The sequence below is a fragment of the Gemmatimonadetes bacterium SCN 70-22 genome (assembly GCA_001724275.1).
Lineage (GTDB): Bacteria > Gemmatimonadota > Gemmatimonadetes > Gemmatimonadales > Gemmatimonadaceae > SCN-70-22.
This window is the reverse complement of the sequence record MEDZ01000005.1, coordinates 53,644-77,531: the sequence shown is the minus strand read 5'-3', so window position 1 is coordinate 77,531 and position 23,888 is coordinate 53,644. Positions and strand designations below refer to the sequence as shown.

The 23,888-nt window shown below is 69.6% G+C and carries 20 protein-coding genes; 12 read left to right on the top strand and 8 right to left on the bottom strand.

Annotation, left to right across the window (positions count from 1 at the left end; genetic code table 11):
- Positions 1–109: 109 nt before the first annotated feature.
- The 4 genes from ABS52_04555 to ABS52_04540 form a co-directional block, all read right to left on the bottom strand.
- Positions 110–1,156 carry a fructose-bisphosphate aldolase gene (locus tag ABS52_04555; protein ODT04527.1) on the bottom strand — a complete coding sequence of 349 codons (1,047 nt, stop codon included), beginning with the start codon at positions 1,154–1,156 and terminating at the stop codon, positions 110–112.
- Positions 1,157–1,338: 182 nt separating this feature from the next.
- Entirely contained in the window at positions 1,339–1,617 is a 279-nt protein-coding gene (locus ABS52_04550) for a hypothetical protein (protein ODT04526.1), read from the bottom strand.
- Positions 1,618–2,270: 653 nt separating this feature from the next.
- Entirely contained in the window at positions 2,271–3,674 is a 1,404-nt protein-coding gene (locus ABS52_04545; GenBank protein ODT04525.1) for a hypothetical protein, read from the bottom strand.
- Between the two features lie 145 nt (positions 3,675–3,819).
- Positions 3,820–4,401 (bottom strand): hypothetical protein, encoded by a 582-nt coding sequence (locus ABS52_04540; GenBank protein ODT04524.1) that lies wholly within the window; start codon positions 4,399–4,401, stop codon positions 3,820–3,822.
- 366 nt (positions 4,402–4,767) lie between these two features.
- Between ABS52_04540 and ABS52_04535 the strand changes: the two genes are divergently transcribed.
- The 8 genes from ABS52_04535 to ABS52_04500 all read left to right on the top strand — a co-directional run bounded on the left by ABS52_04535 (position 4,768) and on the right by ABS52_04500 (position 12,997).
- Positions 4,768–5,814 carry a hypothetical protein gene (locus tag ABS52_04535; GenBank protein ID ODT04523.1) on the top strand — a complete coding sequence of 349 codons (1,047 nt, stop codon included), beginning with the start codon at positions 4,768–4,770 and terminating at the stop codon, positions 5,812–5,814.
- Positions 5,815–6,302: 488 nt separating this feature from the next.
- Positions 6,303–7,442 (top strand): nucleoside-diphosphate sugar epimerase, encoded by a 1,140-nt coding sequence (locus ABS52_04530; protein ODT04522.1) that lies wholly within the window; start codon positions 6,303–6,305, stop codon positions 7,440–7,442.
- Positions 7,439–7,900: a hypothetical protein gene (locus tag ABS52_04525; GenBank protein ID ODT04521.1), complete on the top strand. Its 462-nt coding sequence runs from the start codon at positions 7,439–7,441 to the stop codon at positions 7,898–7,900. Before ABS52_04530 ends, ABS52_04525 begins: the two co-directional genes overlap by 4 nt.
- A 137-nt stretch (positions 7,901–8,037) precedes the next feature.
- Complete coding sequence (locus ABS52_04520) at positions 8,038–9,342, top strand: dTDP-glucose 4,6-dehydratase (protein ODT04561.1); 1,305 nt, start codon at positions 8,038–8,040, stop codon at positions 9,340–9,342.
- Complete coding sequence (locus tag ABS52_04515) at positions 9,339–9,944, top strand: hypothetical protein (GenBank protein ID ODT04520.1); 606 nt, start codon at positions 9,339–9,341, stop codon at positions 9,942–9,944. The genes ABS52_04520 and ABS52_04515 overlap by 4 nt, the downstream gene beginning before the upstream one ends.
- Before the next feature lie 41 nt (positions 9,945–9,985).
- Positions 9,986–10,726 carry a hypothetical protein gene (locus tag ABS52_04510; GenBank protein ID ODT04519.1) on the top strand — a complete coding sequence of 247 codons (741 nt, stop codon included), beginning with the start codon at positions 9,986–9,988 and terminating at the stop codon, positions 10,724–10,726.
- Positions 10,727–10,892: 166 nt separating this feature from the next.
- Positions 10,893–11,699: a hypothetical protein gene (locus tag ABS52_04505; GenBank protein ODT04518.1), complete on the top strand. Its 807-nt coding sequence runs from the start codon at positions 10,893–10,895 to the stop codon at positions 11,697–11,699.
- A 20-nt stretch (positions 11,700–11,719) separates the two neighbouring features.
- On the top strand, positions 11,720–12,997 hold the full coding sequence (locus tag ABS52_04500; GenBank protein ODT04560.1) for a glycoside hydrolase family 1: 1,278 nt from the start codon (positions 11,720–11,722) through the stop codon (positions 12,995–12,997).
- A 20-nt stretch (positions 12,998–13,017) separates the two neighbouring features.
- Here the strand turns inward: ABS52_04500 and ABS52_04495 are convergent, their stop codons facing one another.
- Positions 13,018–14,100 (bottom strand): hypothetical protein, encoded by a 1,083-nt coding sequence (locus tag ABS52_04495; GenBank protein ID ODT04559.1) that lies wholly within the window; start codon positions 14,098–14,100, stop codon positions 13,018–13,020.
- Between the two features lie 431 nt (positions 14,101–14,531).
- Here ABS52_04495 and ABS52_04490 point away from each other — a divergent pair, with 431 nt between their 5' ends.
- The 4 genes from ABS52_04490 to ABS52_04475 all read left to right on the top strand — a co-directional run bounded on the left by ABS52_04490 (position 14,532) and on the right by ABS52_04475 (position 21,250).
- The gene (locus ABS52_04490; protein ODT04517.1) at positions 14,532–16,037 is read left to right on the top strand and encodes a phosphogluconate dehydrogenase (NADP(+)-dependent, decarboxylating); all 1,506 of its coding nucleotides are present in this window, start codon (positions 14,532–14,534) and stop codon (positions 16,035–16,037) included.
- Positions 16,038–16,045: 8 nt separating this feature from the next.
- On the top strand, positions 16,046–17,632 hold the full coding sequence (locus ABS52_04485; GenBank protein ODT04558.1) for a glucose-6-phosphate dehydrogenase: 1,587 nt from the start codon (positions 16,046–16,048) through the stop codon (positions 17,630–17,632).
- 681 nt (positions 17,633–18,313) lie between these two features.
- Positions 18,314–19,693 (top strand): IS110 family transposase, encoded by a 1,380-nt coding sequence (locus ABS52_04480; GenBank protein ID ODT04516.1) that lies wholly within the window; start codon positions 18,314–18,316, stop codon positions 19,691–19,693.
- 777 nt (positions 19,694–20,470) lie between these two features.
- Positions 20,471–21,250, top strand: a complete 780-nt coding sequence (locus ABS52_04475; GenBank protein ID ODT04515.1) for a hypothetical protein — start codon at positions 20,471–20,473, stop codon at positions 21,248–21,250.
- Positions 21,251–21,290: 40 nt separating this feature from the next.
- On the opposite strand, the gene ABS52_04470 is transcribed toward ABS52_04475, so the two are convergent.
- The 3 genes from ABS52_04470 to ABS52_04460 all read right to left on the bottom strand — a co-directional run bounded on the left by ABS52_04470 (position 21,291) and on the right by ABS52_04460 (position 23,856).
- Entirely contained in the window at positions 21,291–21,593 is a 303-nt protein-coding gene (locus tag ABS52_04470; GenBank protein ID ODT04514.1) for a hypothetical protein, read from the bottom strand.
- A gap of 873 nt (positions 21,594–22,466) precedes the next feature.
- Positions 22,467–23,519, bottom strand: a complete 1,053-nt coding sequence (locus ABS52_04465) for a hypothetical protein (GenBank protein ID ODT04513.1) — start codon at positions 23,517–23,519, stop codon at positions 22,467–22,469.
- Between the two features lie 88 nt (positions 23,520–23,607).
- A complete protein-coding gene (locus ABS52_04460; protein ODT04512.1) occupies positions 23,608–23,856 on the bottom strand; it encodes a hypothetical protein in 249 nt (82 codons plus the stop codon).
- Positions 23,857–23,888: the final 32 nt, after the last annotated feature.

Here is a 23,888-nt window from a genome sequence, read left to right as displayed (position 1 = left end):
GTAAGCGTTGGCGCGCTCGGCGCGCCGGCAGCCCCGAGGTCTTCACTCTGGCGGGAGAAGCCCGACTGGCACGGCACCGACTCCCGCCAGACGACGGCTACACGCACGGTCAGTCGCTCTGTTCCCCCGCGAGCGCAGCGGCTGACCGCTCCCTCTCCATCTCAGCTGTGTACCGCCCCTCACTGGCCGCGGCGTTGCAGCGGAGACGGTGGAGGAACGCCCGCTGCCCCGCCACGACATTGGCCGCCTCGCCACGCCATGCCTCCAGTGCGGGGGCCTGCAGTGCCCGCGCGAAGGAGAAGCTGAGCGGCCACGGATGCGCCTCCGGCATGGCATTCATGGCGTTCAGGTGTGCGGTGGCGAGCACTGCGTCCTGTCCGCCGGACAGGAACACGACGCCTGGCACCGCCGCTGGCACCGTTCGCTGCAGGCAGCGCACCGTCGCCTCGGCAACGTCGCGGACGCTGGCTCGGTTTGCACCGCCCGGGCCGGGTACGACCATGTTGGGCTTGAGCAGGAGGTGCTCGAGTACCACGCGTTGGGCTCGAACGGCCGCGAAGACGTGCTGCAGCGTCGCCTCCGTTACCGCGAAGCTCCGCTCCAGCGAGTGGGTGCCGTCCATCAGGACCTCTGGCTCGACGATAGGCACCAGCCCGGCCTCCTGGCACAGTGCCGCGTATCGGGCGAGGGCATGCGCGTTCGCGTCGAGGCAGTAGCTGCTCGGGCGGTTGGCACCGATCGTGATCACGGCGCGCCACTTCGCGAAGCGGGCACCCAGCGTCCGGTACTCCTCCAGCCGCGCGCGCAGCCCGTCGAGCCCCTCGGTGATCCGCTCGCCCGGTGCCCCGGCCAGCGGGGTGGCGCCGGCATCCACCTTGATCCCCGGGAGGATGCCATTCGCCGCGAGGAGCTGGACGAACGGCCGACCGTCGTCGGTGCTCTGCCGTATCGTCTCGTCGAACAGGATCACGCCGCTGATGTGGTCCGTCAGTCCCGGCGTTGTGAACAGCATCTGTCGGTAGCGGCGCTGGTTCTCCTCGGTGGGCTCGATGCCGTACGGCTCGAAGCGCCTCCGAATCGTCTCCTGGCTCTCGTCGGCGGCGAGAATGCCCTTGCCGGGTGCGACCAGTGCATCGACCGTGCTTGCCATTTCCATCTGCGTCGTAGCTCCTCTTCAGTCGTGGGCATCCGGGCGGCCAACGATCGCATCCGGCCGGCTACGGAAGCTACGCAGGCGAGTCCTCAAGCGAGCACCTGGCACAGGTCCCCTCAAGGCTTCTTGACCACGCCTTCAGTCGCCTTTCGACCCAAGGTCATTCGGTTGGGCGGGAGCCGCAACTACGTGAACGTGATCGTAGCGGGGAAGCAGCCGTCGCTCCAATTCCTCGACATGGATGCGGCCGTGAACCACTGCACGGCAGGAGTGAAGATCTGGGAGTGGGCGAGCAACGACCGCGGCACCGAGCCGGACGCCGTCATGGTCTGTGCCGGCGACGTGCCGACGCTGGCCGCGGTCACGCTGCTGCACGAACATGCGGCGGAGCTCAGGATACGCGTCGTGACGTCCAGGCCGGTGATCAGCGTAACGGCCACCGCGTTCTGCCGGGTGTCTATCACCCAGCCCGTGCTGTCCGGGGCTGTCTCGGTGCGCCATTGGCGACGTAGACGAACCGACCGTCCGGTGTCACGGCGAGCCGGACGGGTGAGCGCCCGATCGGGATGCGCACCACCTCCCGCGCCGTTTGCGTAGCGGTCGCCGAGACGCTGTTGTCACGCTGTTGTCACGCTGTTGTCGTTCGAGACCGCCCCCTGAATCTCGCGTCCGTCGGGGCTCAGTCGCAAGCCGTGCGGCGGCGCGTCCACGGCAATCGTGTCGACGGCGCGGCCCTGGCCGATGTCGACGACGATAACGCGCATCGTCCGTCCGGGAGACCTCCACGTTGTGCGGTGCATTCCGATCTCAGGTTCGCTCGGGGCACCGGCAATCGGCTGGCGTACACGAACACCGCCACGAGGCCGACACCACGCGTGCGGCGCCGTGCTGCCCTACGTGGCCGCGAATGCTGTCGAGCCGAATCATCGGAGCGAAGCGCAGGTCGTCGAAGAAGCGCGAGTCGAGCGTCGCGCCGATACCGCTGCTGCGCCACCGCGCCGCCTCGATCTCCGTAGACTCGGTGATCGTGAAGAACCCGCCACGTGCCGGTACGCCTGCACCACGGCGACGGCGTTGTCCATAATGGATTTAGTGCGAGTCTGACCGGTGACGCCGGTCATGGCGACGGAGTCTCCGGTGAGAAAGACGACAACAGGACAGGCCCCGCGGGTTCGCGGAAAATGCGGCCGTCGGTGGAGGGCAACAGGTCGGTGCGGGTCCGCGGAAGAGGGCAGCGACCCGCGGCGTCGAGCTTGGCGAAGAGCACCTGCACTACACCGATCTGCGCCGTCGCGAACGCGTGGGCAGAGGCGGCCATGTAGAGTCGCCAGACGCGGTAGGTCTCCGGCCCGACGAGCCGCACCGCCTCGTCGGCGCGCGTCTCCAGCCGCCGCACCCAGTGCCGCAGCGTGAGGGCGTAGTGTTCGCGCAGGCTCTCGATGTCGCGCGTCTCGAAGCCGGCGCCCTCCGCGGTCACGAGCGCCACAGCGAGGGGCACGAGCTCCCCATCCGGGAAGACGTACCGGTCCATGAACTTCCCCTTGCCCCACAGCCGCCGCGGCGGGCCGTCGGCGTCGCGGGCGCGCGCGTCGGCCAGGCTGACGATGCCGTGGTTGAGGAAGAGTCCACCGGGCCGCGTGAGACGGAGTGCGGCGCGGAAGTACGGCGGGAGCTGCGCGCGACCGACGTGCTCGAACATTCCGACGCTCGCCACCTTGTCGAACACCGCATCGGCGGGGAGGTCACGGTAGTCGCGCACCTCGACGCGGCAGCAGTCGGCGATACCCTCGTCAGCGATGCGTGCCACCGCGTACTCGGCCTGGGCCGGGCTGAGCGTGATCCCCAGCGCCTCGACGCCGTAGTGCCGCGCCGCGTGCCGCACTAGGCCGCCCCACCCGCAGCCGATGTCGAGCAGCCGCTCTCCAGGACGCAGGCGGAGCTTGCGGCAGATGAGATCGAGCTTCGCCCGCTGCGCCGCGTGGATGTCCTCGTCGCCGGTGGGGAAGTAGCCGCACGAGTAGACCCGCTCCGCGTCCAGCCAGAGCCCGTAGAAATCATTCCCGACGTCGTAGTGCCGGCGGATCGCGGACGCGTCGCGCGTGCGGCTGTGGCGGCGGCCGGCGAGACCTGTTGCCGCACCCACCGTGGCCGTCGGCGAGGTCGCCGCCCCCTCCATGGGAGGACCACCGGGAAGTTGGAGCAGGAGCGCCGCCAGCCGGGCGAGTCGGCGCGGCGAGCGCAGGCGCTCGGCCAGGAGGGGGGCGATCTCGGCCGCCGCCACGAGGTCGCCCTCCAAGTCCACATCGCCGCGCACGAACGCCTCCACGAGCGCGAGCTCCGTGGGCGGCCAGAACATGCGGCGGAGCGTCCAGGGCGCACGGAGGACGATCGTGAACGGGGGCACCCGCCCGTCAGCGGGCCATTCGGTCGCGCCCGACCAGTAGCGCACGGCGAAGCGTCGCTCGTGCGCCGGGCCGAACAGCTCGTCCATCACCCGCCGCGCGACCTGCAGATAGGGCACTCGCGTGCTGCGGAGGTCTCGCGCTCGGGACATCGCTTCGTCAGTCATCCGAGTGGCCGAACCGGGTGCGGGTGGAGTGGGGATCCGTTGCTCGGCGCCGCCGGCGTGCAGCGCCCGAAGGCGTGCCTGATCGGTCGCGCGCGGGTCATCGGCTGGCATGGACCTGCCCGCGAGGGCTTCGGGGTCGAGGACCGGCGCGACGGGCGGCGGCGATCAGCCGAGCGGCCCACACGCCGATCCCGCCGGCGACCCAGCCGGCGACGAAGGCCTCGACGATGCCGACGGGGAGCGCGACGACACCGGCCGAATCGACGCCGACCACGAGCATCTCCCAGGCGCGGGTCAGTGCCGGGTGGAACGGGAAGAGCGCGGCGCCCACACCGACGAGAGCCGCGAGGACGGCTGTCCCCGCGCCGATGAGCAACGCCGGGCGACGGGCCCCGCGCCGCCCCGCGTCACGGCCGTCGCCGTGTGCGGGGCCAACGCACGGCGGACCGAGGCTCCCACCAGTTGCATCGGCGACCGCGTGCCGGAAGCGCCGCTCGTCGCACTGCGCCGGATCGTATTCCACGTATGCCATCTCGGTCACGGGATTCACACTGACTCGCGTCACGCCCGGTATCCGGCGCAGTGCCCGTTCGATGCTGCGTACCTCGCGGCCGCTGTCCGGCGACTGCAGGGGCACGGTCGTGTATGCCCGCGCCATCTCGCTCAACTCCTCGAGCACCCGTCCGCCCGTGGTCGCAAGCCTCGGCGACCGCCGCCGCACTCGCCGTCTTGCCGAATGCCAAGCCGTCGAGCGGAACGACGATCGATGTGTACACGTGGCGCTCCCGTCCCCGGAGCGGTTCGACTCTGGCGAGACGGACGCTCGGGAGCGTGGCCACGTCGCCGTCGAAGTCACGATGCGGTGGCTACCTGAGGGTGACCTGAAGGGCACGTGAAGCCGACGCGCGAGCCGGCGCCGTGGTATGCGCACACCCGCCGGCAGTTGGTGCGAGATCGACCGCGTGAGCCGACGCGTGGTCGCATCGGCTTCGCGTTCCTCAGTCAGCGCTCATGCGCCGTTCAGCGGGCGCGCGTACATCGTCGTATGGCGGCCCAGCTCCCGGCCGGGTCGCTCCTGCCGAACTCTCACGCATACGGCGGCACCCACATGTACCAGACGATCCTCGTCCCGCTGGACGGCTCCCCCTTCGGCGAACGCGCCATCTCTCTCGCGCTCCGGGTTGCCCGGGCTGCCGGAGCGACGCTCGAGCTCACCCACGTCCGCGAACCGTTCGCCGCGAGTCGTGCCGCTGCGACCAGCGCACGGCGCGGCGCGGGCGGCGCGGCGGCAAGCCTCACCATGCTCGCGGGCCTCTGCGCTCGCACCGAAGTAGCCGGGGGCCTGACGGTGACGGCCACTCTGCTCGAGGGAGAGATCGCGTCGGCGCTCCAGGCTCACGTCGAGGCGTCGGCGAGCGACCTGGTGGTCATGACGGCGCATGGCCACGGCGGGGCCGGACGAGCGTGGCTGGGGAGCGTTGCCGAGGCGCTGGTCCACCGGCTCCGCGTGCCCGTGCTGCTCGCATGGCCGCGCGTGGTGGGCCACGGCCGCGCCGACGCACCGCCCTTCCGCCGGATCCTCGTGCCGCTGGACGGGTCCCCGCTCGCCGAGGAGGTGCTCGACCACGCCGTCGCCGCGGGGACTTGGGGGCACACCGAGTATCTGCTCCTCCAAGTGGTGACGTCGGGCGCGACCGGATCCGAGCCGCACGTTGCCGTCGTGGCGCGCACCGACGACGCGGACCTCGAGCGACGGCGACTGGATGCCATGTGCTACCTCGCCGCGGTCGCGGAGCGGGTTCGCCGGCCGGGGGTAGCGGTGAACGTTGACGTGGTCGTCCACGCGCGGCCGGCGCGCGCCATCCTGAGCGTGGCGCGCACCCGCGACGTCGAGCTGATCGCGCTCACCACGCAGGGTGAGGGCGCCCTTGCGCAGCCTCTCGCCGCGAGCGTCGCCGGAGATATCGCCGGGAGCGTCGCCGACGAGGTCATCCGCGGCGCGGGCGTGCCGACGCTGCTCTACCGTCCGGCGACCGTCCCCTCCGGCGCCACGGAGGGGACGGTCGCCGGCCAGACGGGTGCACGGCAATGAGCGTCACCGCAGGACTAGCGCGCCGCGGCGTGCGCTTCGACACCGACGTGGACCGCCTGAGCGGCGGCGGTAAGGCCGGCGTCGGACGGCCCTCTCCTGCTCCGTGGCTCCGCGCGCTACGGCAGGGCACGACCGGTGGTGCTCGCCCTGTGCCGATCTGAGGGGGCGAGCGACAGGGGCCACGCGTCGCGTGGCCCCTGTCGCGACTCGCCGCGGGCGTAGACGTCGGCTGCGGTCGAGCGCCACCCGACCTTCAGCCGGCGTTCAGCCGGCGTTCAGCCGGCGTTCAGCCGGCGTTCAGCCGGCGTTCACGGAGGCGTGGCACGATGGCTGGCATCGCGCGAAACGCGGCGCCGGCCGCGGTGCGGTGCATGCGTCGGCGGTAACCCGGCCCACAGCGTTCGCGGCGCGCGAGCCTCTGTCGGGGGGCGAACGCGGTTCCGACCGCGCAACTGCTTCAGCAACAGCGGCACACCGAGAGGACAGCCATGACAGCAGACAACCGGATCATCATCGTCACGGGCTCGAACGGCCGTATCGGCGACGCCGTGATGCGGCGCTTCGCCGGACGCTTCACCGACGTCGTCGGCTTCGACCGCAAGGCGCCCAACCCGCCGCCGCCGGGGTGCGTGTACATCCCCGTCGAGATCACGTCCGACGAGGGGGTGCACGAGGGGCTGCGCACGATCCGCGACCACCACGGCACGCACGTCGCCGCGGTGATCCACCTGGCCGCCTACTACGACTTCTTCGGCCGGCCGAGCGCGATGTACGATGAGGTCACCGTGCGCGGCACGGGGCGGCTGCTGCGGGGGCTGCGCGCGCTCGGCTTCCACGTGGAGCAGTTCGTCTTCTCGAGCACGATGCTCGTGCACCCGCCGGGGGAGCCCGGCGAGTTCATCACCGAGGAGTGGCCGCTGGAACCGACGTGGGCGTACCCGGAATCGAAGGTACGCACCGAGCAGCTCATCCTGGAGGAGCGCGGCGACGTCCCGGCCGTGCTGCTGCGCATCTCGGGCGTCTATGATGACCTGGCCCACTCGATCCCCCTCGCGAACCAGATCCAGCGCATCTACGAGCGCGACCTCACCAGCCGGCTCTACTCCGGATCCACCGCGCACGGCCAGTCGTTCATGCACATGGACGATCTGGTGGATGCGATCGAGCGGGTCGTGGAACGCCGCGCCGCGCTGCCTCCCGAGATCGCGATCCTCCTCGGCGAGCCGGAGGCGCTCACCTACGACGAGCTGCAGCACACCATCGCGCGGCTGCTCCGCGGCTCGAGCAAGGAGACGATCGAGATCCCGTCGCAGCTGTCGGCGGTGACGAAGGCGGGTGCCTGGGTGCTGGACCAGATCCCCGGGCAGGAGGCGTTCATCAAGCCGTGGATGATCGACCGGGCGAACGACCATTACGCGCTCGACATCACGCGCGCCCGCACGCTGCTCGGCTGGGAGCCCAAGCGCTCGCTGCGCGAGACGCTGCCGAAGATGATCGCGGCGCTCCTCGCGGATCCGCTCGGCTGGTATCGGGAGAACGACCTCGAGCCGCCGAAGCGGCTCGAGCGCGAGGCCGCGGCCCAACGGCACGAGGTCGCCGAGGAAGCGAGAGAGGACGGAGAAGGATGAACGCCGACGGCTCTCTGCGCGGGAGGCAGGCGGTCGCGCTCGTCGCCGCCGCCGGGGGGGGCTTCCTTCTCTACTACAGCGGCAGGAGGGAGTCGGACCACGGGCTGGCCTTCGCCGCGCTGCTGGTCGGCGTGCTGCTCTTCAGCCGTGAGGTCGTGCTGCCGAAGGCCGAGGTCTTCGGGTGGCTTGTCTCGTTGGGCGAGCTGCTCGTCGGGGCCGCGCTCGTACTCGGCGTGCTGACCGGGGTGGCCGCCTTCTTTGGCGGCGTCATGAATGCAAACTTCCTGCTCGCAGGGACGGTCTCGGCGAACCCGATCCTGCTGGCGCTCGAGCTGGTGCTCATCGTCGCGTGGCGGCCAGCGGGCTGGTGGGGGCTGGACCGCTGGATCATTCCCCGGCTCAGACGGGATTCCGATCGGCGTCCGGCGCCGGTAGTCGACCACGCGAGACAGACATGAGCCGGACCGATCCACACATCCCTGGCGGCGACGCCGCCCAAGCCGCCCAAGCCGGCCAGGCAAGGCATGTGGGCCATCCAGCGCCGTCCGCCGACGCTCGAGAGACCGGCGCCGTCGGGGGTGAGCACGGTGGCGTGATGGAGCACGGACAGGGAATCGTCTGGCCGCACTTCGCGAACATGGCGCTCGGGTTCTGGCTCATCACCAGCGCCTTCGCGCTCGGGCTGCGCGACCCGCGGCTCCAAGCGAGCGACGTGGTCAGCGGGGTGCTGGTCCTCGTGCTCGCGGCGCTCTCGCTCTCGCGTCGCCCGTTCTGGCACCTGTGGGCGCCGTGGGCGAACTCGCTGGTCGGTGTCTGGCTGCTCTTCGCGCCCCTCGTCTTCTGGGCGCCCACCGCGGCCGGCTACGCCAACGACACGCTCGTGGGCACGCTGGTTATCGTCTTCGCCGTGCTGGCGCCGGGCATGCCCATGCCCGTGGGCATGACCATGGAGCCGGGCCCGGACGTGCCGCCCGGCTGGACGTACAACCCGTCGAGCTGGCCGCAGCGGGCGCCCATCATCGCGCTCGCGCTGCTGGGCTTCTTCCTGTCGCGGCAGATGACCGCGTTCCAGCTCGAGCACGTCGCGACGCTCACCGACCCGTTCTTCGGCAACGGCACCGAGCGCGTGCTGACGTCCGACGTGTCGCGCGCCTTCCCCATCCCCGATGCGGGGCTCGGTGCCATGGCGTACATGATCGAGTTCCTCATGGGCTTCATGGGCGACAAGCGCCGCTGGCGCACGATGCCGTGGATGGTGACGTTCTTCGGCATCCTGGTCGTCCCGCTCGGCGTGGTGAGCGTCACGCTCATGATCCTGCAGCCGGTCGCCGTCGGCGCCTGGTGCACGCCCTGTCTCACCGCTGCCGTCGCGATGCTGATCATGGTCGCGCTCACGCTCGACGAGGTGGTGGCGATGGGGCAGTTCCTCGTCCAGGCGCGGCGCGAGGGGCAGTCGCTCTGGCGTGTCTTCTGGCTCGGCGGCACGCTGCGCGGCCTGCCGGACATCGGCCCCACGCGCCCCGACGTGGTGAGCGCGAAGGCGATGGTGTGGGGGGTGGCGCTGCCCTGGAACCTGCTCGCCACCGCCGCGCTCGGCGTGTGGCTGATGTTCGCGCCGGCCACGCTGGGGAGCACGGGCGCGGCCGCGCACAGCGACCACCTCGTGGGCGCGCTGATCGTGACGGTCGCCGCGATCGCGCTGGCCGACGTCGGCCGCGTGGCGCGTTTCATCAACGTGCTCTTCGGCGCCTGGGTGATCGCCGCCCCGTGGCTGCTGGCCGGTGCGACGCCCGCGGCGCGGTGGAGCGCCGCGGTGGCGGGGGCGCTCGTGATCCTGCTCAGCCTCCCGCGCGGCCCGGTAGGCGAGCGCTACGGAAGCTGGGAGCGCTTCATCCGGTGACCCCGGCCGGGCGGTCCACGGCGCCAGGCGACCATCGGCCGGACGACCTGCGCGGCCGCCCCGGCGCGGGCATGGTCGGCCTCCTGCTCGTGACGATGGTCGTCGGCTACGAGTGGTTCATCTCCGGCCTCGGGAAGGTCGTGCGCGGCGATTTCGCGGCCGGGCTCGCCGAGGAGCTGGTGGAGAAGTCGGCGGGCACGGCCGAGTGGTACGCGGGGTTCCTGCAGCGCGCCGTGATCCCGAACGGGGAGCTCTTCGGCTACCTGATCCAGTGGAGCGAGCTCCTCGCGGGGATCGCGCTCCTCGGCGGCCCGCTCGTCTGGCTCCTCGCCTGGGACCGGATCTCCGACCAGGCGCGCGCGGCATTCCTCGTCATCATCGCGCTGGCGGCGATCGGCGGGACCTCTCTGGCGATCAACTTGCACCTCGCCAACGGTGCCGCCCACCCGTGGCTCATCCCGGGTGACGCCTTCGACGAGGGTATCGACCTCGACAGCGTGCTCGCGGCGATCCAGATCGTGATCGCGACGATCATGCTCGTCCAGCTCCGGCGCCTCCGCCGCGAGCGCGCCGACGCCCACACACCACCACGGAGATGGTGATGCACCCTTCGCGCGCCACCACCCGTCGCGTCCGCCGGCCGGTGACGCCGACCCTCCTCGCGCTCGGCTCGGCCGCGCTGCTGCTCGGCGCCGGCCACCCGGCCGCGGCGCAGGGGCCGGGCATGCCCGTGGCGGGAGCGGAGGAGGAGAGCGAGCTTCCACACCCGTTCTTCACGCATATGGGCATCCCCGAGGGCCGGGGCGTCTGGAATCTGCGGACCGCCGGGCTGGCGACGCGCGAGGAGGGGCGCACGAATGGGGACTTCGCCTTCCACCTCGAGACCGGGCTCTCCGAACGCATCGGCCTGCACGTGCGCAACGACCGCTACCTGGACGTGCCGCAGACGGAGATGATGTTCCAGTTCGCGGCGATCATGAGCGAGAACGGCATGAGCGGGTTCGCGCCGATCATCGAGTTCGAGATCCCCACCCGCGCTGAGGGTGGGGACCGCGTCGGCACGCTGGTGGGGTTCACGACGGCGCTCGCGAACGAGCGCGCGGCGTTCAACCAGGTGGTGCACTACGACCCGCGCGAGGACATGGTGGACGCCAGCGTGGCGTTCGTCGTCGGCCTCCGGGAGCGGGTCTTCCCCGTCGTGGAGGTGCTCGGCGAGGGGGGTACGGGGGTGCGCCCCGTCGTGAACGTCCTCGCCGGGCTGAAGGTGCGCGTGCGTGAGGGGATCGTGTTCGGCCTCGCCTACCAGCTGCCGGTGACCAGCAACAAGGAGTTCTCGTCGCAGCTGGTCGGCATGCCGGAGCTCGAGTGGCGCGTTCGGCGGTAGCCGACAGTCCTGGCGCTGCTGTCGTTCGCCGTGGCGTACGTATTCGCGGCCCACGCCCTGGTGTCGGTCTGGTGCTTCTTCGCCGCGATCCTCAGCGTGCTGATCTACCTCCACCTGCGGTACCGCGCCCTCGGCGGATTCCCGGCCCCTTCGACACCCGGTGAGCATGCGACTACGTGACAGGGTGGCGATCGTCACCGGCTCGACGTCGGGGATCGGCCGAGCGACCGCCGAGCGGTTCGTGGCCGAGGGCGCGCGCGTCACCGTCACCGGCCGCCGGGAGGCGGAGGGGCGGGCGGTGGAGCAGGCGCTGCGCGAGGCGGCCGCGCGCCAAGGGGCGGGCGACGCGCTGTTCGTCCAGATGGACGTCTCGCGCGCGGAGGACGTGCGGCGGTCGGTGGGGGCGACGGTCGAGCGCTGGGGCCGGGTGGACATCCTGGTGAACAACGCCGCCACGATGGTCTTCCGGCGGGTCGTGGACCTCGAGGAGGCGGAGTGGGACCAGGTGCTCGGCGTGAACCTCAAGGGCGCCTTCCTCTGCGCCAAGTACTGCCTCCCGCACATGGGGCGGGGGAGCGCGATCGTGAACGTCTCCTCGGTGCACGCCCGCGCCACCGGCCCGCTGGTCACCTCCTACGCCGCCTCCAAAGGCGGGCTCGAGGCGTTCACGCGCGGGCTGGCGGCCGAGTGGGACGGCGAGGGGATCCGCGTCAACGCCGTCCGCGTGGGCTCGGTGGACACGGCGATGTTGTGGAAGAACCCGAATGTCGAGTCGGGCGCGGAGCGGGTGGCCGGCCCGGAGCTCGGCCGGCCCGAGGAGGTTGCGGCGGCCATCCTGTTCCTGGCGAGCGACGAGGCCTCGTTCGTCTCGTGCGCGGTCCTCGACGTCGACGGCGGCCGGCTCGCGCACCTGGGCAGCCACCAGCCCACCGAGGGGCCGGCCGTCAGGCCGTCAGCCGTGAGGCCGGTGTGACCGCCCCCGACCGGGACGGCGTGGGGCATGACTACCCGCGGCAGCGGGTCCGCGTCAGCGGCGACCGCTTCATGTTCGCCACGGGCATCGAGAACAGCTACCCCACCATCCGGCTGCCGGATGGTACCACGCAGCGCGTGGACGAGATGGCCAAGGCCGGCCACTACGACCGCTGGCGCGACGACTTCGCGCGCGTGCGCGAGCTGGGGCTGACGTACCTGCGCTACGGACCGCCGTATTACCGCACGCACGTGGGCCCCGACCGCTACGACTGGGACTTCACCGACGAGACGTTCGCCGAGCTGCGGCGGTTGGAGATCACGCCCATCGTCGACCTCTGTCACTTCGGCGTGCCCGATTGGGTCGGCAGCTTCCAGAACCCCGACTGGCCCGCGATGTTCGCCGACTACGCGCAGGTCTTCGCCGCGCGCTTCCCGTGGGTGCGGCTCTACACACCGGTGAACGAGATCTTCATCGCCGCGACCTTCTCCGCGCAGTACGGCTGGTGGAACGAGCGGCTCGCCTCCGACCGGGCCTTCGTCACCGCCCTCAAGCACCTCGTCCGCGCCAATATCCTGGCCGAAGTGGCGATCCTCGGCGTGCAGCCGGCGGCGCTGTTCATCCAGAGCGAGTCGACCGAGTACTTCCACGCCGCCGAGCCGGCCGCCCAGCCGCGGGCCGACCACTTCAACCAGAAGCGCTTCCTGTCGCTCGACCTGTGCTACGGCCACGACGTGAGCGCCCACATGTATGAGTACCTGGGCGACCACGGGCTCACGCGCGACGAGTACCACTGGTTCCTGGAGCGCGGGCTCGCGGTCAAGCCGTACTGCATCATGGGCAACGACTACTACGTGACCAACGAGCACCTCGTGCGCCGGGACGGCACGACCGTGCCTTCGGGCGACGTCTTCGGCTACTACGTCATCACCAGGCAGTACTTCGACCGCTACCGCCTGCCGGTCATGCACACCGAGACGAACCTGGCCGACGCCGACCAGGCGCCCGGGTGGCTGTGGAAGCAGTGGGCCAACATGGTGCGCCTGAAGGAGGACGGGGTGCCGATCGTCGGGTTCACCTGGTACTCGCTCACCGACCAGGTGGACTGGGACACGGCGCTGCGCGAGGACAACGGCCGGGTGAACCCGTTGGGCCTCTTCGACCTCGGCCGCAACATCCGCCCCGTCGGCGAGGCGTACCGCCGGCTGGTGCAGCAGTGGCGCGATCTCCTCCCGGTGGGGAGCCTCTGTCTCGAGATGAGCAGGTCGCTGCGGCCCGGCAGACAGGAGGCCGGATAAGGCACCGCTTACCCACGGTCTTACCGTTGCGCCTGCTGATTCGGTCTGAACGTGATGCCGCCTGCTCCTTCGCCGACCGGGATGGTGCGCGTCACCCGCTGCGTCGCCGTATTGATGACCGACACCGTGTTCCCGACGGAATTGGCGATGAACGCGCGGCTGCCGTCATCGCTCACGACCACGCCGTGCGCTCCTTGGTCGGTTACCACCGTCGCGATCACCCGGTTGGTTCTGGTGTCGATGACCGACGCGGTGCTGTCGGGACTCTCCTCGGTGCCCTCGTTGGCGGCGTACACGAGGCGTCCGTCGGGCGTGGCGAAGACCTGAATGGGGTTGCGACCGACGGGGACCGTGGCGATCCTCGTGCGCTGCCGCGTGTCAACGACTACCACGCTGTTCTCGGTGGTCGAAGACACGTAGACACGCCGACCATCCGGCGTGAACCCGACCTGAGCGGGCGCTCGGCCGACCGCGACGCGGGCGAGCTCTCGTCGTTCGGCGACGCCGATGACCGAGACGCTGTTGTCGCCCGTGTTGGCGACGTAGATCTCGCGCCCGTCGGGGCTCATACGCAACCCGTGCGGCGACGCCCCGGTCGGGATCATGTCGACGATCCGTCGCTGCGCGACGTCGACGACCGAGAGATTGTTGTCCTCGGCGTTGGTGGTGTAGGCGAACCTCCCCTGCCAGTCGATGATGACGTGCGCCGGGTCGCGCCCGACCTCGATGTTGCCCGCCGTGTCCACGCCCATCGTTGCCGCATCGAAGATGAGCAGCCGCCCGCGCCCTACTTCCTGAGTGCCGCGGGTGTCATGATTCGCCGGCTGGCCGGCCATGGCCGGCCTCCCGACGACGAGCACCAATCGCCCGTCGTGCGAGACCTGGACATTGTGCGGCGAGATGCCGACGGGCACGGTTCTGACCTGTCCCGTGCCGAGGTCGACCACGCTGATGGAGGTGCCACGTTCGTTCGCGGTGTAAACGAATCCGGTCTCATTCGCGTACGCCGCCTGGGTGGACGCCGCCTGACGGGCGCACGACACCGAGCCGAGCGCCACCGTCAAGACCGCGGCGCGCACCGATGCGAGCAGCGTCCTGTCCATCATTCGGTCCTCCGCCAGGAATGTGTGCCGGCCGTGTGTGAATGCGGGCGGCGCCGCCCAGACGGCCCGCCCACCGCGCGGATGGTATCGTGGGAAGCTGAGCGGCGCCTGAATCGCAATTGAAGCTTCGAGGGCTCACGCCAGGAGGCCGTGGCCCTCGCCGCGTCGCCACCGCGCCCCAGCGCACGACAGGGAAGAGCGCCACGGGGACGACCTGTCGACGTGACCCGCACTGACGAATCGATTCCAGTCGCTCAGCGCGGCTTCAGCGGGCGCTCAGCTCGTCGTGCTATCCTACCCTGCACCACTACGGGCCGAGCAGCGTGGGAGGCCGATGGTAGTCCGGATACGCCGATGGCGCCTGGCCGTGAACGCGCATCCGAACCATAGCGGGTATATCGTGCCGCGCAACGGCCGAACAGGAGCGCACTATGGAATCGGGAACGACGACACCAGCGACAGCCGACATCGGCACGATCGGCCTCGCCGTGATGGGCGAGAATCTCGCGCTCAACGTCGCCGACCACGGCTACCGCGTGGCGGTGTGGAACCGCACGCCGGAGCGGGTGGACGACTTTCTCACGCGGGAGCGTGGCAACCAGCGCCTGATCGGCACGCACACGCTCGAGGAGTTCGTGAGCCGTCTGTCCGCGCCGCGTCGCGTGCTGCTCATGGTCAAGGCCGGTGCGCCGGTGGACGAGATGCTCGAGCGGCTGGCGCCGCACCTCGCGCCGGGCGACGTCGTGATCGACGGAGGCAACTCGCACTTCGCGGACACGCAGCGTCGCGAGGCCGCGCTGCGCGCCCGCGGCCTCAGCTTCGTCGGGATGGGGGTATCCGGCGGCGAGGAGGGCGCCCGCTACGGCCCGTCGCTGATGCCTGGCGGGCCGCGCCCCGCGTACGAGCTGCTGCGCCCCATGCTCGAGGCGATCGCTGCGAAGACGGACTCCGGGCCATGCGTGACCTACATCGGCCCCGACGGCGCCGGCCACTTCACGAAGATGGTGCACAACGGCATCGAGTACGGCATCATGCAGGCGATCGCCGAGGCGTACGACCTGCTACGCCGCGGCCTACGCCTCCCGGCCGACGAAGTGGCCGAGGTCTTCGCCGAGTGGAACGGTGGGCCGATGGCATCGTACCTGCTCGAGATCACGTCGCTGGTGCTCCGCGCGCGCGACCCCGAAACGGGGCGCCCGCTGGTCGAGATGATCCTCGACCAGGCCGGGCAGAAGGGCACGGGCAAGTGGACCGTTCAGGCCGCCCTCGACCTCGGCGTGCCGATCCCGACCATCGCGGCGGGGATCGACGCGCGCGCCCTCTCCGCCATGAAGGCCGAGCGCGTGCGCGCCAGCGAGCAGATCGTCAGCACGCGGTTCGCCGACGAGGCGCGCGCGAGCGCCGCCGGGCACCACGTCGCGGCCGAGGGGCGCGCGCTCGTGCCGGCCATCGGCAGTGCGCTCGCGGCGGCGGCGAGCTGCGCCTACGCGCAGGGCATGGCGCTGCTGCGCGTCGCCTCGGCCGAGTACCGGTGGAACACGGATCTGCGCGAGGTCGCCCGCATCTGGAAGGGCGGCTGCATCATTCGCGCGCGGCTCCTCGACCCCATCATGCACGCGTTCGAGCGAGAGTCCGACCTTCCAAACCTGCTGCTCGACCCGGGCATCGGGCTCGAGCTGCTCGAGGCGGAGGCGGGATGGCGCCGCACCGCGCAGATGGCGGCGGCCCATGGGATCCCCGTGCCCGCGCTGTCGGCGTCGCTGGCGTACTTCGACGCCTATCGCACCGCCGTGCTGCCGCAGAACCTCACGCAGGCCCAGCGTGACTTCTTCGGCGCGCACACGTATCAGCGCGTCGACCGGCCGGAAGCGGGCTTCGTGCACACCGACTGGCGCGCAGTCCTCGACCAGTCCGTAGAGGCCGACGCGGCGCGATGACCCTGACCATGCGAGCGGCGGCGCCGGCGACGCCTGCCGAGACCAGTGCGGACGAGCGCGCGCCGGCCCTGCGCGCGGCGTCGTGCACCGTGATCATCTTCGGCGCGACGGGCGACCTGACGCGCCGCAAGCTCATGCCCGCGCTCTACGCGCTGCGTTGCGCGGGCGGCCTGGACAGCCGCTGCGCGGTGCTCGGCACGGGACGCACCCCGCTCACCGAGGAGGAGTTCCGCGCGCGCATGCGCCACACCGCCACGGCAACGCCGCCGGAGGGCGGCGGTGTGGACGATCCGCGGTGGCAGCAGCTCGAGCGCCGGCTGCACTACATCGCCGGCGATCCGGGCGACCCGGCGCTCTACCCGCGCTTGGCGGCGGAGCTGGAGGCCATGCGGCAGGCGGGCGCGAGCCCGAACCATGTCTTCTACGTCGCCACGCCCGCCTCGGTGGCTGGGCCGATCATCGAGGGGCTCGGCGCTGCGGGTCTCGGGCGCAACCCGCACGGCTGGTCGCGCATCGTCCTCGAGAAGCCGTTTGGCCGGGATCTCGCCTCGGCGCACGCGCTGAACCGCGTGGTCAACGACGTCTTCCCCGAGGACTCGGTCTACCGCATCGACCACTACCTCGGGAAGGAGACCGTCCAGAATCTCCTCGTCTTCCGCTTCGGCAACTCGCTCTTCGAGCCGGTCTGGAACCGCCACTACGTCGAGTACGTCGAGATCACGGCGGTCGAGGCGCTCGGCGTCGAGCACCGGGCCGCGTTCTACGAGGAGACGGGCGCGTTGCGCGACATGGTCGCGAATCACCTGCTGCAGCTCGTGACGCTCGTCGCGATGGAGCCGCCGGCCGTCTTCGACGCCGACGCGGTGCGCGACCAGAAGGTGCAGGTGCTGCGGGCGATCCCGCCGATGACGGTCGACGAGGTGGCCCGGCGCACCGTGCGCGGCCAGTACGGCGCCGGCATGATCGACGGGGCAGCCGTCCCGGGCTACCGGGAGGAACCGGGCGTGCGGGCGGGCTCGACCGTCGAGACCTTCGCCGCGGTCGAGCTGCACGTCGACAACTGGCGCTGGGCGGGGATCCCCTTCTACATCCGCACGGGCAAGCGTCTCGGACGCAAGATGACGGAGATCCGGGTCCACTTCCGGCGCACGCCGCAGGCGCTCTTCGCGAGCACGCCCGCCGCGCTCGCGGCGCCGAACCTGATCACCATCCGGATCCAGCCGGACGAGGGGATCACGATCACCTTCGCGGTCAAGGAGCCCGGCTCGGCGATGCGGCCGCGCCCCGTCGAGGCGGAGTTCGCGTACGCGCGGGTCTTCCCGGCGGCGCTCGCCGACGCCTACACGACGCTCCTGCACGACGCGATGCGCGGCGACGCGACGCTCTTCACGCGCCGGGACGAGGTGGAAGCCGCCTGGCGCATCATCACGCCCATTCAGGAGGCGTGGGCGCAGCTGCCGCCCCCGCGCTTTCCCGACTACGCCGCAGGGAGCGACGGGCCGGCCGCGGCGCGGTCGCTGGTGGAGGGGCGCCGGCACCAGTGGTGCGCAATCGGCGCGGCCGGCGATCCGGCCGACGGAGGCAACGCGGACTGAGGCGCCGGCGCGCGGGCGGGGCGCGTCGCGGACGCGCTGCGTGCCCGTCGTGCGCCACCACGACCCGACGCCGCGGCGTCCCGACGCCACCGCGCCGTCGGCCCCGTTCAGCGCGCCTTCACGAACGCCGCAGGCGGCGACTCGATCTTGCGAGACAGGTGCCACGACACCCACCGGGACCTCGAGACGAGTGGACGGGGCGAGGGGACGGGGCGATGCCGGCGCCCCGCGCGTCCCACGACGTGCACCACGTCCTCACGCATTCCAGCGGTGTGAGTTCTCGAATTTTTGGAACTGATCAACATTTGGTGAAGCGCTCTCCCATGGCACCGCAGCGCAAAGAGTTGCACGGATGAGCCGCGGGAGTCCTCCGAATTGCCAAACGCCCTATGGGACGAGGCCTTGCGTCATACCGTCTTCATAAAAACGATCTTGCGCCTGCCGCGCCACCTGTTGCACCAGAAACTCGGAGGGACTACTGTCTCGGGCCCGAGCGACGTGGCCGTCAGCTTTGTGGTGTCGTCTGAGCCCGTAAAAAAGCCCGTAAAAAAACATGGTCCGGGGGCGGATTGCGGACTTGCGAGTGGTGACGCCTGCGGGCGATCCCGTTTAGGAAAGTGATCGATCCTCGCCGCCCCTTCGTTCGGGATTCCCCGCAGCGAGGAGGAGACGGAGGAGACGATGGGCGAGCAGACGCGCGGGCGACGGTCCCCACGCACGATGCCGACGATTCACGCACACGCCGCCGGATTGGATGTCGGCTCCACGTTTCATGTCGTGGCGGTGGCCCCGGAGCGCGCGGACGAGCCGGTGCGCACGTTGCGGAGCTTCACGCAGGACCTGCGCCGGTTGGCGGACTGGTTGCACGAGGTGGGGGTGACGACGGTCGCGATGGAATCCACGGGCGTCTACTGGATTCCGGTGTTCGAGATCCTCGAGGCACGCGGCTTCGAGGTGCTGCTGGTCAATGCGCGCGACGTCAGGAATGTCCCCGGCCGCAAGACGGATGTGCACGATGCGCAGTGGCTGCAGCAGTTGCACCAGTTCGGGTTGTTGCGCGGCAGCTTTCGCCCGCAGGATCGCGTCGTCCGCCTGCGGGCGCTGCTGCGGCACCGGGAGGGGCTGGTGGCGGCGGCGGCCACGTACGTCCAGCGCATGCAGAAGGCGATGATGCAGATGAATGTGCAGTTGCATCACGTCGTCACGGATATCACCGGCGTGACGGGCCTCAAGATCATTCGCGATATCGTCGCCGGCGTGCACGATCCGGCGCGGCTCGCGGCGCATCGCGACGCTCACTGCAAGCAGTCGCTGGAGACGATTCGGCAGGCCTTGATCGGCAACTATCGACCGGAACATCTCTTTGCCTTGCGGCAGACGCTCGACCTCTACGATGTCTTGCAGGCCAAGATCGGCGAGTGTGACGTGGAGATCGCCCACGTGCTCGAGCAGCTGACTGTCGACCGGGCGCCGCCGCCGACCCCACTGCCCAAGGTGCGACGCGCGACCGGGAAGAATGACCCGCGGTTCGATGTGCGGCGCGTGCTGTACACACTCCTCGGCGCCGACCTGAGCCAGATCCATGCGCTCGGGCCGTACACGATTCTGCGCATGGTCAGCGAGTGTGGCACCGACATGACGAGATGGCCGACGGTGAAGCACTTCACCAGTTGGCTCACGCTCTGTCCTGGCAGCAAGATCTCCGGCGGGCGTGTCCTCAGTGCGAAGACGCGGCGGTCCTCCAATCGGGGCGCCGTGCTGCTGCGGATCGCCGCCGTCAACGTCGGGAAGACCCAGTCGGCGCTCGGCGCCTTCTACCGCCGGCTGGCGGCGCGCATCGGGAAGGCCAAGGCCGTCACGGCGACGGCGCGCAAACTGGCCGTCCTCTTCTACAATGCGCTGCGCTTCGGCATGACCTACATCGACCCCGGCGTCGACTACTATGAAGCGAAGTACCGAGCGCGGGTCATCGACAACCTGGAGCGCCGCGCCCGACAGCTGGGACTGCAAGTGGTCCGCCCCCCCCCAACCGCTGACAGCAGGAGTTTCTTAGGAAACTGAGCAGCTCCGTGAAATTGGCTCATGGACCATGTTGATGACGGCGGCTCAGCTCGCCGACGACGCTGCGGGCAGGTGCCGTAGCGTCACGTGTTTGGTGCGGTAGCGTGGAGACTCCCGCTGTCCGGGGGCTCGCATGTCGCCGCGCCCCTCGCTCCCGCTCCTACCCCCCGTCCTCCCCCGCACCGGCAAGCCGACGCTGGTACCGGATCCCGAAGCGCTCCAGGTCGAGGCCCTCGATCTACGACGTGACCATGACTGATGCCGACGCACCGCTCATGCGACAACTATCCTGACATAGGGGGACAGCGGGGGACAGCGGGGGACAGCGGCCACGCAGCCTGGGAGGTCAGCCACCAGCGCGCCCGACACCATCCTCGATATCGCGAGAACCCGACGGGCCGGCTGCTTTACTGCACGTCAAATGCGTGCACCAATCTTGCTGCCGCTGGATGACAAGTGCGGCGGGCGGCTGTCTCGGCCGCGTTGAGCATGAAAGCTGATGAGACCGGAGGGAATCTGATGCAAAAGACAAAGCGGGAGCGATGGCAGGCTGCCGCGACCGGCACGGTCCTCGTGCTGATCGGCGCCTTCGGGTGCAGCGACGGCGTGAGTGCGCCGACTGTCGGTGGGGGCTCACGGGGCGATCGCCTGACGACGGCCACGATACCTGAGACGCCGGATGTCCCGAATCTGCCGTCCACGGTAGTCGGTGACGTCCGAGAGTTCCGGCTGCGCGCGCACGTCTTCCAACAACAACTGGCCACGTTCCCCTACCGTATGGCGGAAGTCTGGGGCTACAACGGCTCGACGCCGGGACCGACCGCGATCGCGCACGACGGGGAGCGCGTCCGTTTTGTCGTACAGAACGACCTGCCCGAACCGACCACCGTGCATTTTCACGGTGCGCATGCGCCCAACGAGGCCGACGGGGTGCCCGGCGTCAGCCAGCTGAAGCCGATTCCGCCCGGTGGCTCGTACGTGTACGAGTTCACGCCCGGGCACGCGGGGACGTTTGCCTACCACTCGCACACGAACAGCGCCACGCAGGAACTCAAGGGGCTCGACGGCTTCTTCATCGTGCTCCCTCGGCGCGAGGCGGCGCGCGACCGCGTCGACCGCGACTACGCGTTCGTATTGCAGTCGTGGTTCTTCCAGGGCGACGGGCAGCCCGTCGTGGTGTTCCCGCCTGGCGGCGACTTCAACTTCCACACGATGAACGGGAAGACGCGAGATGCCGCGTCCGAAATGAGGGTGCGGGTCGGCGAGAAGATACGTGTGCGGTTCTACAACGCCAGCCAACTGGTGCATTCGATGCACCAGCACGGCTTCGACCTCACCATCGAGTCGCAGAATGGGCATGAGCGCGTCGACCGCCCCGTGGTCACGACGGTCGATGAAGGACCGGGGAACTTCCACGAAGTGGTGTTCACGCCGGACAAGCCCGGGCGGTGGCTCGTACACTGCCACTTTCCGCACCACACGTCGAACGCCATGCAGGAGGGTCCCGAAGGATCGCCGGTCGGCATGGCGCGCGTGTTCGACGTCGTCGCACGTTGAATGGCGCCCGCTGGTCAGCCGCGCTGGTCAGCCGCGCTGGTCAGCCGCGCTGGCACTCCTGCGCACATCGCACGACGCGCGCACACCGCCCCCGGAAATACGTCGCCGGGTGGTCGCCGCGACGCAGCAGCGCGTGCAGCATTTCGTGCCGAACTACCGGCCCGTCGTACACGTAGGGGCGTGCCAGCACGATGATGTTACCGGCCGCGAACCAGAAGGCGTTGAACCATGTCCCATCCACCGAGAAGCTGTCCCGGTCGATCACGTACCATCGCACGGCACTGATGTCGCCCCGGACATCGGCACAGGCCTCGGTCGCCCGCCACCACGCGTCATAGTCCACTGGCGGCGGTGCGAGCGCTAGCGTATCCCGCAGTGGCGCGTTTCCGGCGCCGACCGTCGGGCGGTCAGTGCCGCATGCGGCGACGATCACCATGAGGGCAGTGATGGCGAAATTCCTGCCGCGATCACATCTCGAGCGGTGGATGCTAGACAGAGGGCGGTGAGGGTATAAGGAGCGCGAACACAGTGGAATCGTGACAATTGACCGAGCACCACATCGGCAGCGCGAACTTCCGGTCAGGCTGCCACGGCTGACTTACTCCCGTCATGGCTACGCGCGGCGCCCCTGACGGGTCGTGTTCCCGGGCGTACCCGACTGCGCTCCAACGGCTTGCTCGAGATGCGCAGTCGGGTACGCGATGTGAAGCGGCGGGTCGGGACTGAGGGTCTTTGCTGCGGCCAAGCCGAGCGTCGCTCGCTCGGCTTGGTCACCCACCAGCCTCTCGTTCATCGTGACCTGGTGAAGACCCCATCGCCTCAGTCACGGCTCCTTCTTCGGCGTCGAGGCTCCGAGCGTTCGCACGTACTTCACCACGGCCTCGATTTCCGGGGCTGAGAGTTTGTCCTTGAACGGCTTCATGTCCTTGCCGACACCGCGAGTGATGGCGGCAGTGAGGGAATCATCAGAACGCGTGGAAAGAAACGCTTGATCGAGTTTGGCGATCTTAGGTGTCTCGCGCAGAGCCTGCTTCGATGGCGTGCCGCTATCGCCGTGACAACTGCGGCAGTTCTTCAAGTAGAGCGCTTTGCCATCCGCGTCCTGCGCGTCGCCACGAGTCGCGATGCCTGGAAGTGCGACGAGCACCCCTAGGATAGTTGTCCTGATCCATGTCATCCGTGTGCAACTCCGCTGCGGTGGATTTGTGAGGGACTATCAGAATGTCATCTGAAACTCGACCGCCAAGCCGTTACGGCGAGGGCGGCTCCCTCCCTGCGGTAGATCCCTTCGGTACTCGAGGGCCAGTCGCAGAAACTCCGGCAGATTGAGGGGGAGCACACCGCCCGCGACGAACCGGCGATCGGCGTCGTCTACCGCGTCACCGTCAGGGTCACGAACTTCCCACCGTGAGAAGAGCGTCAGCGGCGACGGACGAAAGGTGTGCTGACCCGAGAACCAAAAAGCCCGCCCATCAACGCGAGCACGAGCGAACTCGTCGCCGACCGGGAGATCACGATCTCTGCTGAGCACATACGCGCCGAGCGCTTCGAAGTTGCCCATATACTTGTTGGCCGTGACCGCGACTCGCGTGTACCGCGATCTTTCGCTGGCCGCCTCGGCCGCGAGGCCCTGCGTGCTCCCGAGGTACACCGCTGCACCGATCCCGGCGCCGGCCGCGTCCCAGACGAACTGGTTCGTCAACACCAGATCTTTGGACGTGCTCCGCGAGCCCTCTGCCTCGCCTCCCACGGCATTCACCACCTGGACCGAGCTGCGATTCGAACCGGCCACGAGGAACGCTTCCACGCCTACAAGATCTCCACCAAGGTTCAGGGGGACCGCGGTGTTGGACATGCCGAATGGCAGCGGCGGGGCAATGCCGATGGCACGGTCGAAACCGGCGACCCCTCCTCCAAGCGCGAGCATGTGTCCTTGTCCGGCGCGGAGGCCCCCGAAGCGTCGCTCGGACCCCCACACGGACGATGCCGAGACCAGTGCCTCGACCTCACCGTCAGCCGCGCGCGCGAGTTCGACCAGTCCCCCGTACGCTTTGCCGATCGCTCCCCCAACAAACACGCTCACGTTGTCGACGCTGAACCCATTGGTTTCTGTCGCGGCCCCACTCGCCTTCTCGTACAGGTATTGGACGAGCGTCCGCGCAGCAACGTAGTCCTGAAGGCGCGTGACCTCCGCGTTCTCACCGATCTCCTCAGGCATGCGGTAGCCCGCCCACTTGAACTGAATGCCGCGGGCGTTCAGGCGCGGCACCGCGGGACTATGGCACATGGAGCAGTTCGCATTGTACTTGCGAGCCCATGCGGGGATTGGGCCTGCCCCGCTTTGACGGACACGGGGTTTATGCTGCCTGCTGCTGCTCCTCGTACTGCACGGGGCTGACGTAACCGAGGCTCGAGTGCCGTCGCTGCCTGTTGTACCAGACCTCGATGTACGCGAACACCGAAGCCCGGGCGGCCTCACGCGTCGGCCAGTCAACGTCCTCCACCAGCTCCGCCTTCAACGTGGCGAAGAAGCTCTCCGCCACGGCATTGTCCCAGCAATCGCCCCTCCGGCTCATGCTGCACGTCATGCCCTGCGCCGCAAGCATCGCCTGGTAATCGCCGGAGGCATACTGGGTGG

What these genes read in the sequence shown, in the direction of transcription:
- ABS52_04475 (ODT04515.1), top strand. Translation starts at nt 20,471, where the DNA reads ATGGCGGAAGTCTGGGGCTACAACGGCTCGACGCCGGGACCGACCGCG.
- ABS52_04520 (ODT04561.1), top strand. Translation starts at nt 8,038, where the DNA reads ATGGAGCACGGACAGGGAATCGTCTGGCCGCACTTCGCGAACATGGCG.
- ABS52_04530 (ODT04522.1), top strand. Translation starts at nt 6,303, where the DNA reads ATGACAGCAGACAACCGGATCATCATCGTCACGGGCTCGAACGGCCGT.
- ABS52_04485 (ODT04558.1), top strand. Translation starts at nt 16,046, where the DNA reads ATGCGAGCGGCGGCGCCGGCGACGCCTGCCGAGACCAGTGCGGACGAG.
- ABS52_04495 (ODT04559.1), bottom strand. Translation starts at nt 14,100, where the DNA reads ATGGACAGGACGCTGCTCGCATCGGTGCGCGCCGCGGTCTTGACGGTG.
- ABS52_04535 (ODT04523.1), top strand. Translation starts at nt 4,768, where the DNA reads ATGGCGGCCCAGCTCCCGGCCGGGTCGCTCCTGCCGAACTCTCACGCA.
- ABS52_04555 (ODT04527.1), bottom strand. Translation starts at nt 1,156, where the DNA reads ATGGAAATGGCAAGCACGGTCGATGCACTGGTCGCACCCGGCAAGGGC.
- ABS52_04480 (ODT04516.1), top strand. Translation starts at nt 18,314, where the DNA reads ATGGGCGAGCAGACGCGCGGGCGACGGTCCCCACGCACGATGCCGACG.
- ABS52_04505 (ODT04518.1), top strand. Translation starts at nt 10,893, where the DNA reads ATGCGACTACGTGACAGGGTGGCGATCGTCACCGGCTCGACGTCGGGG.
- ABS52_04525 (ODT04521.1), top strand. Translation starts at nt 7,439, where the DNA reads ATGAACGCCGACGGCTCTCTGCGCGGGAGGCAGGCGGTCGCGCTCGTC.
- ABS52_04460 (ODT04512.1), bottom strand. Translation starts at nt 23,856, where the DNA reads ATGCTTGCGGCGCAGGGCATGACGTGCAGCATGAGCCGGAGGGGCGAT.
- ABS52_04490 (ODT04517.1), top strand. Translation starts at nt 14,532, where the DNA reads ATGGAATCGGGAACGACGACACCAGCGACAGCCGACATCGGCACGATC.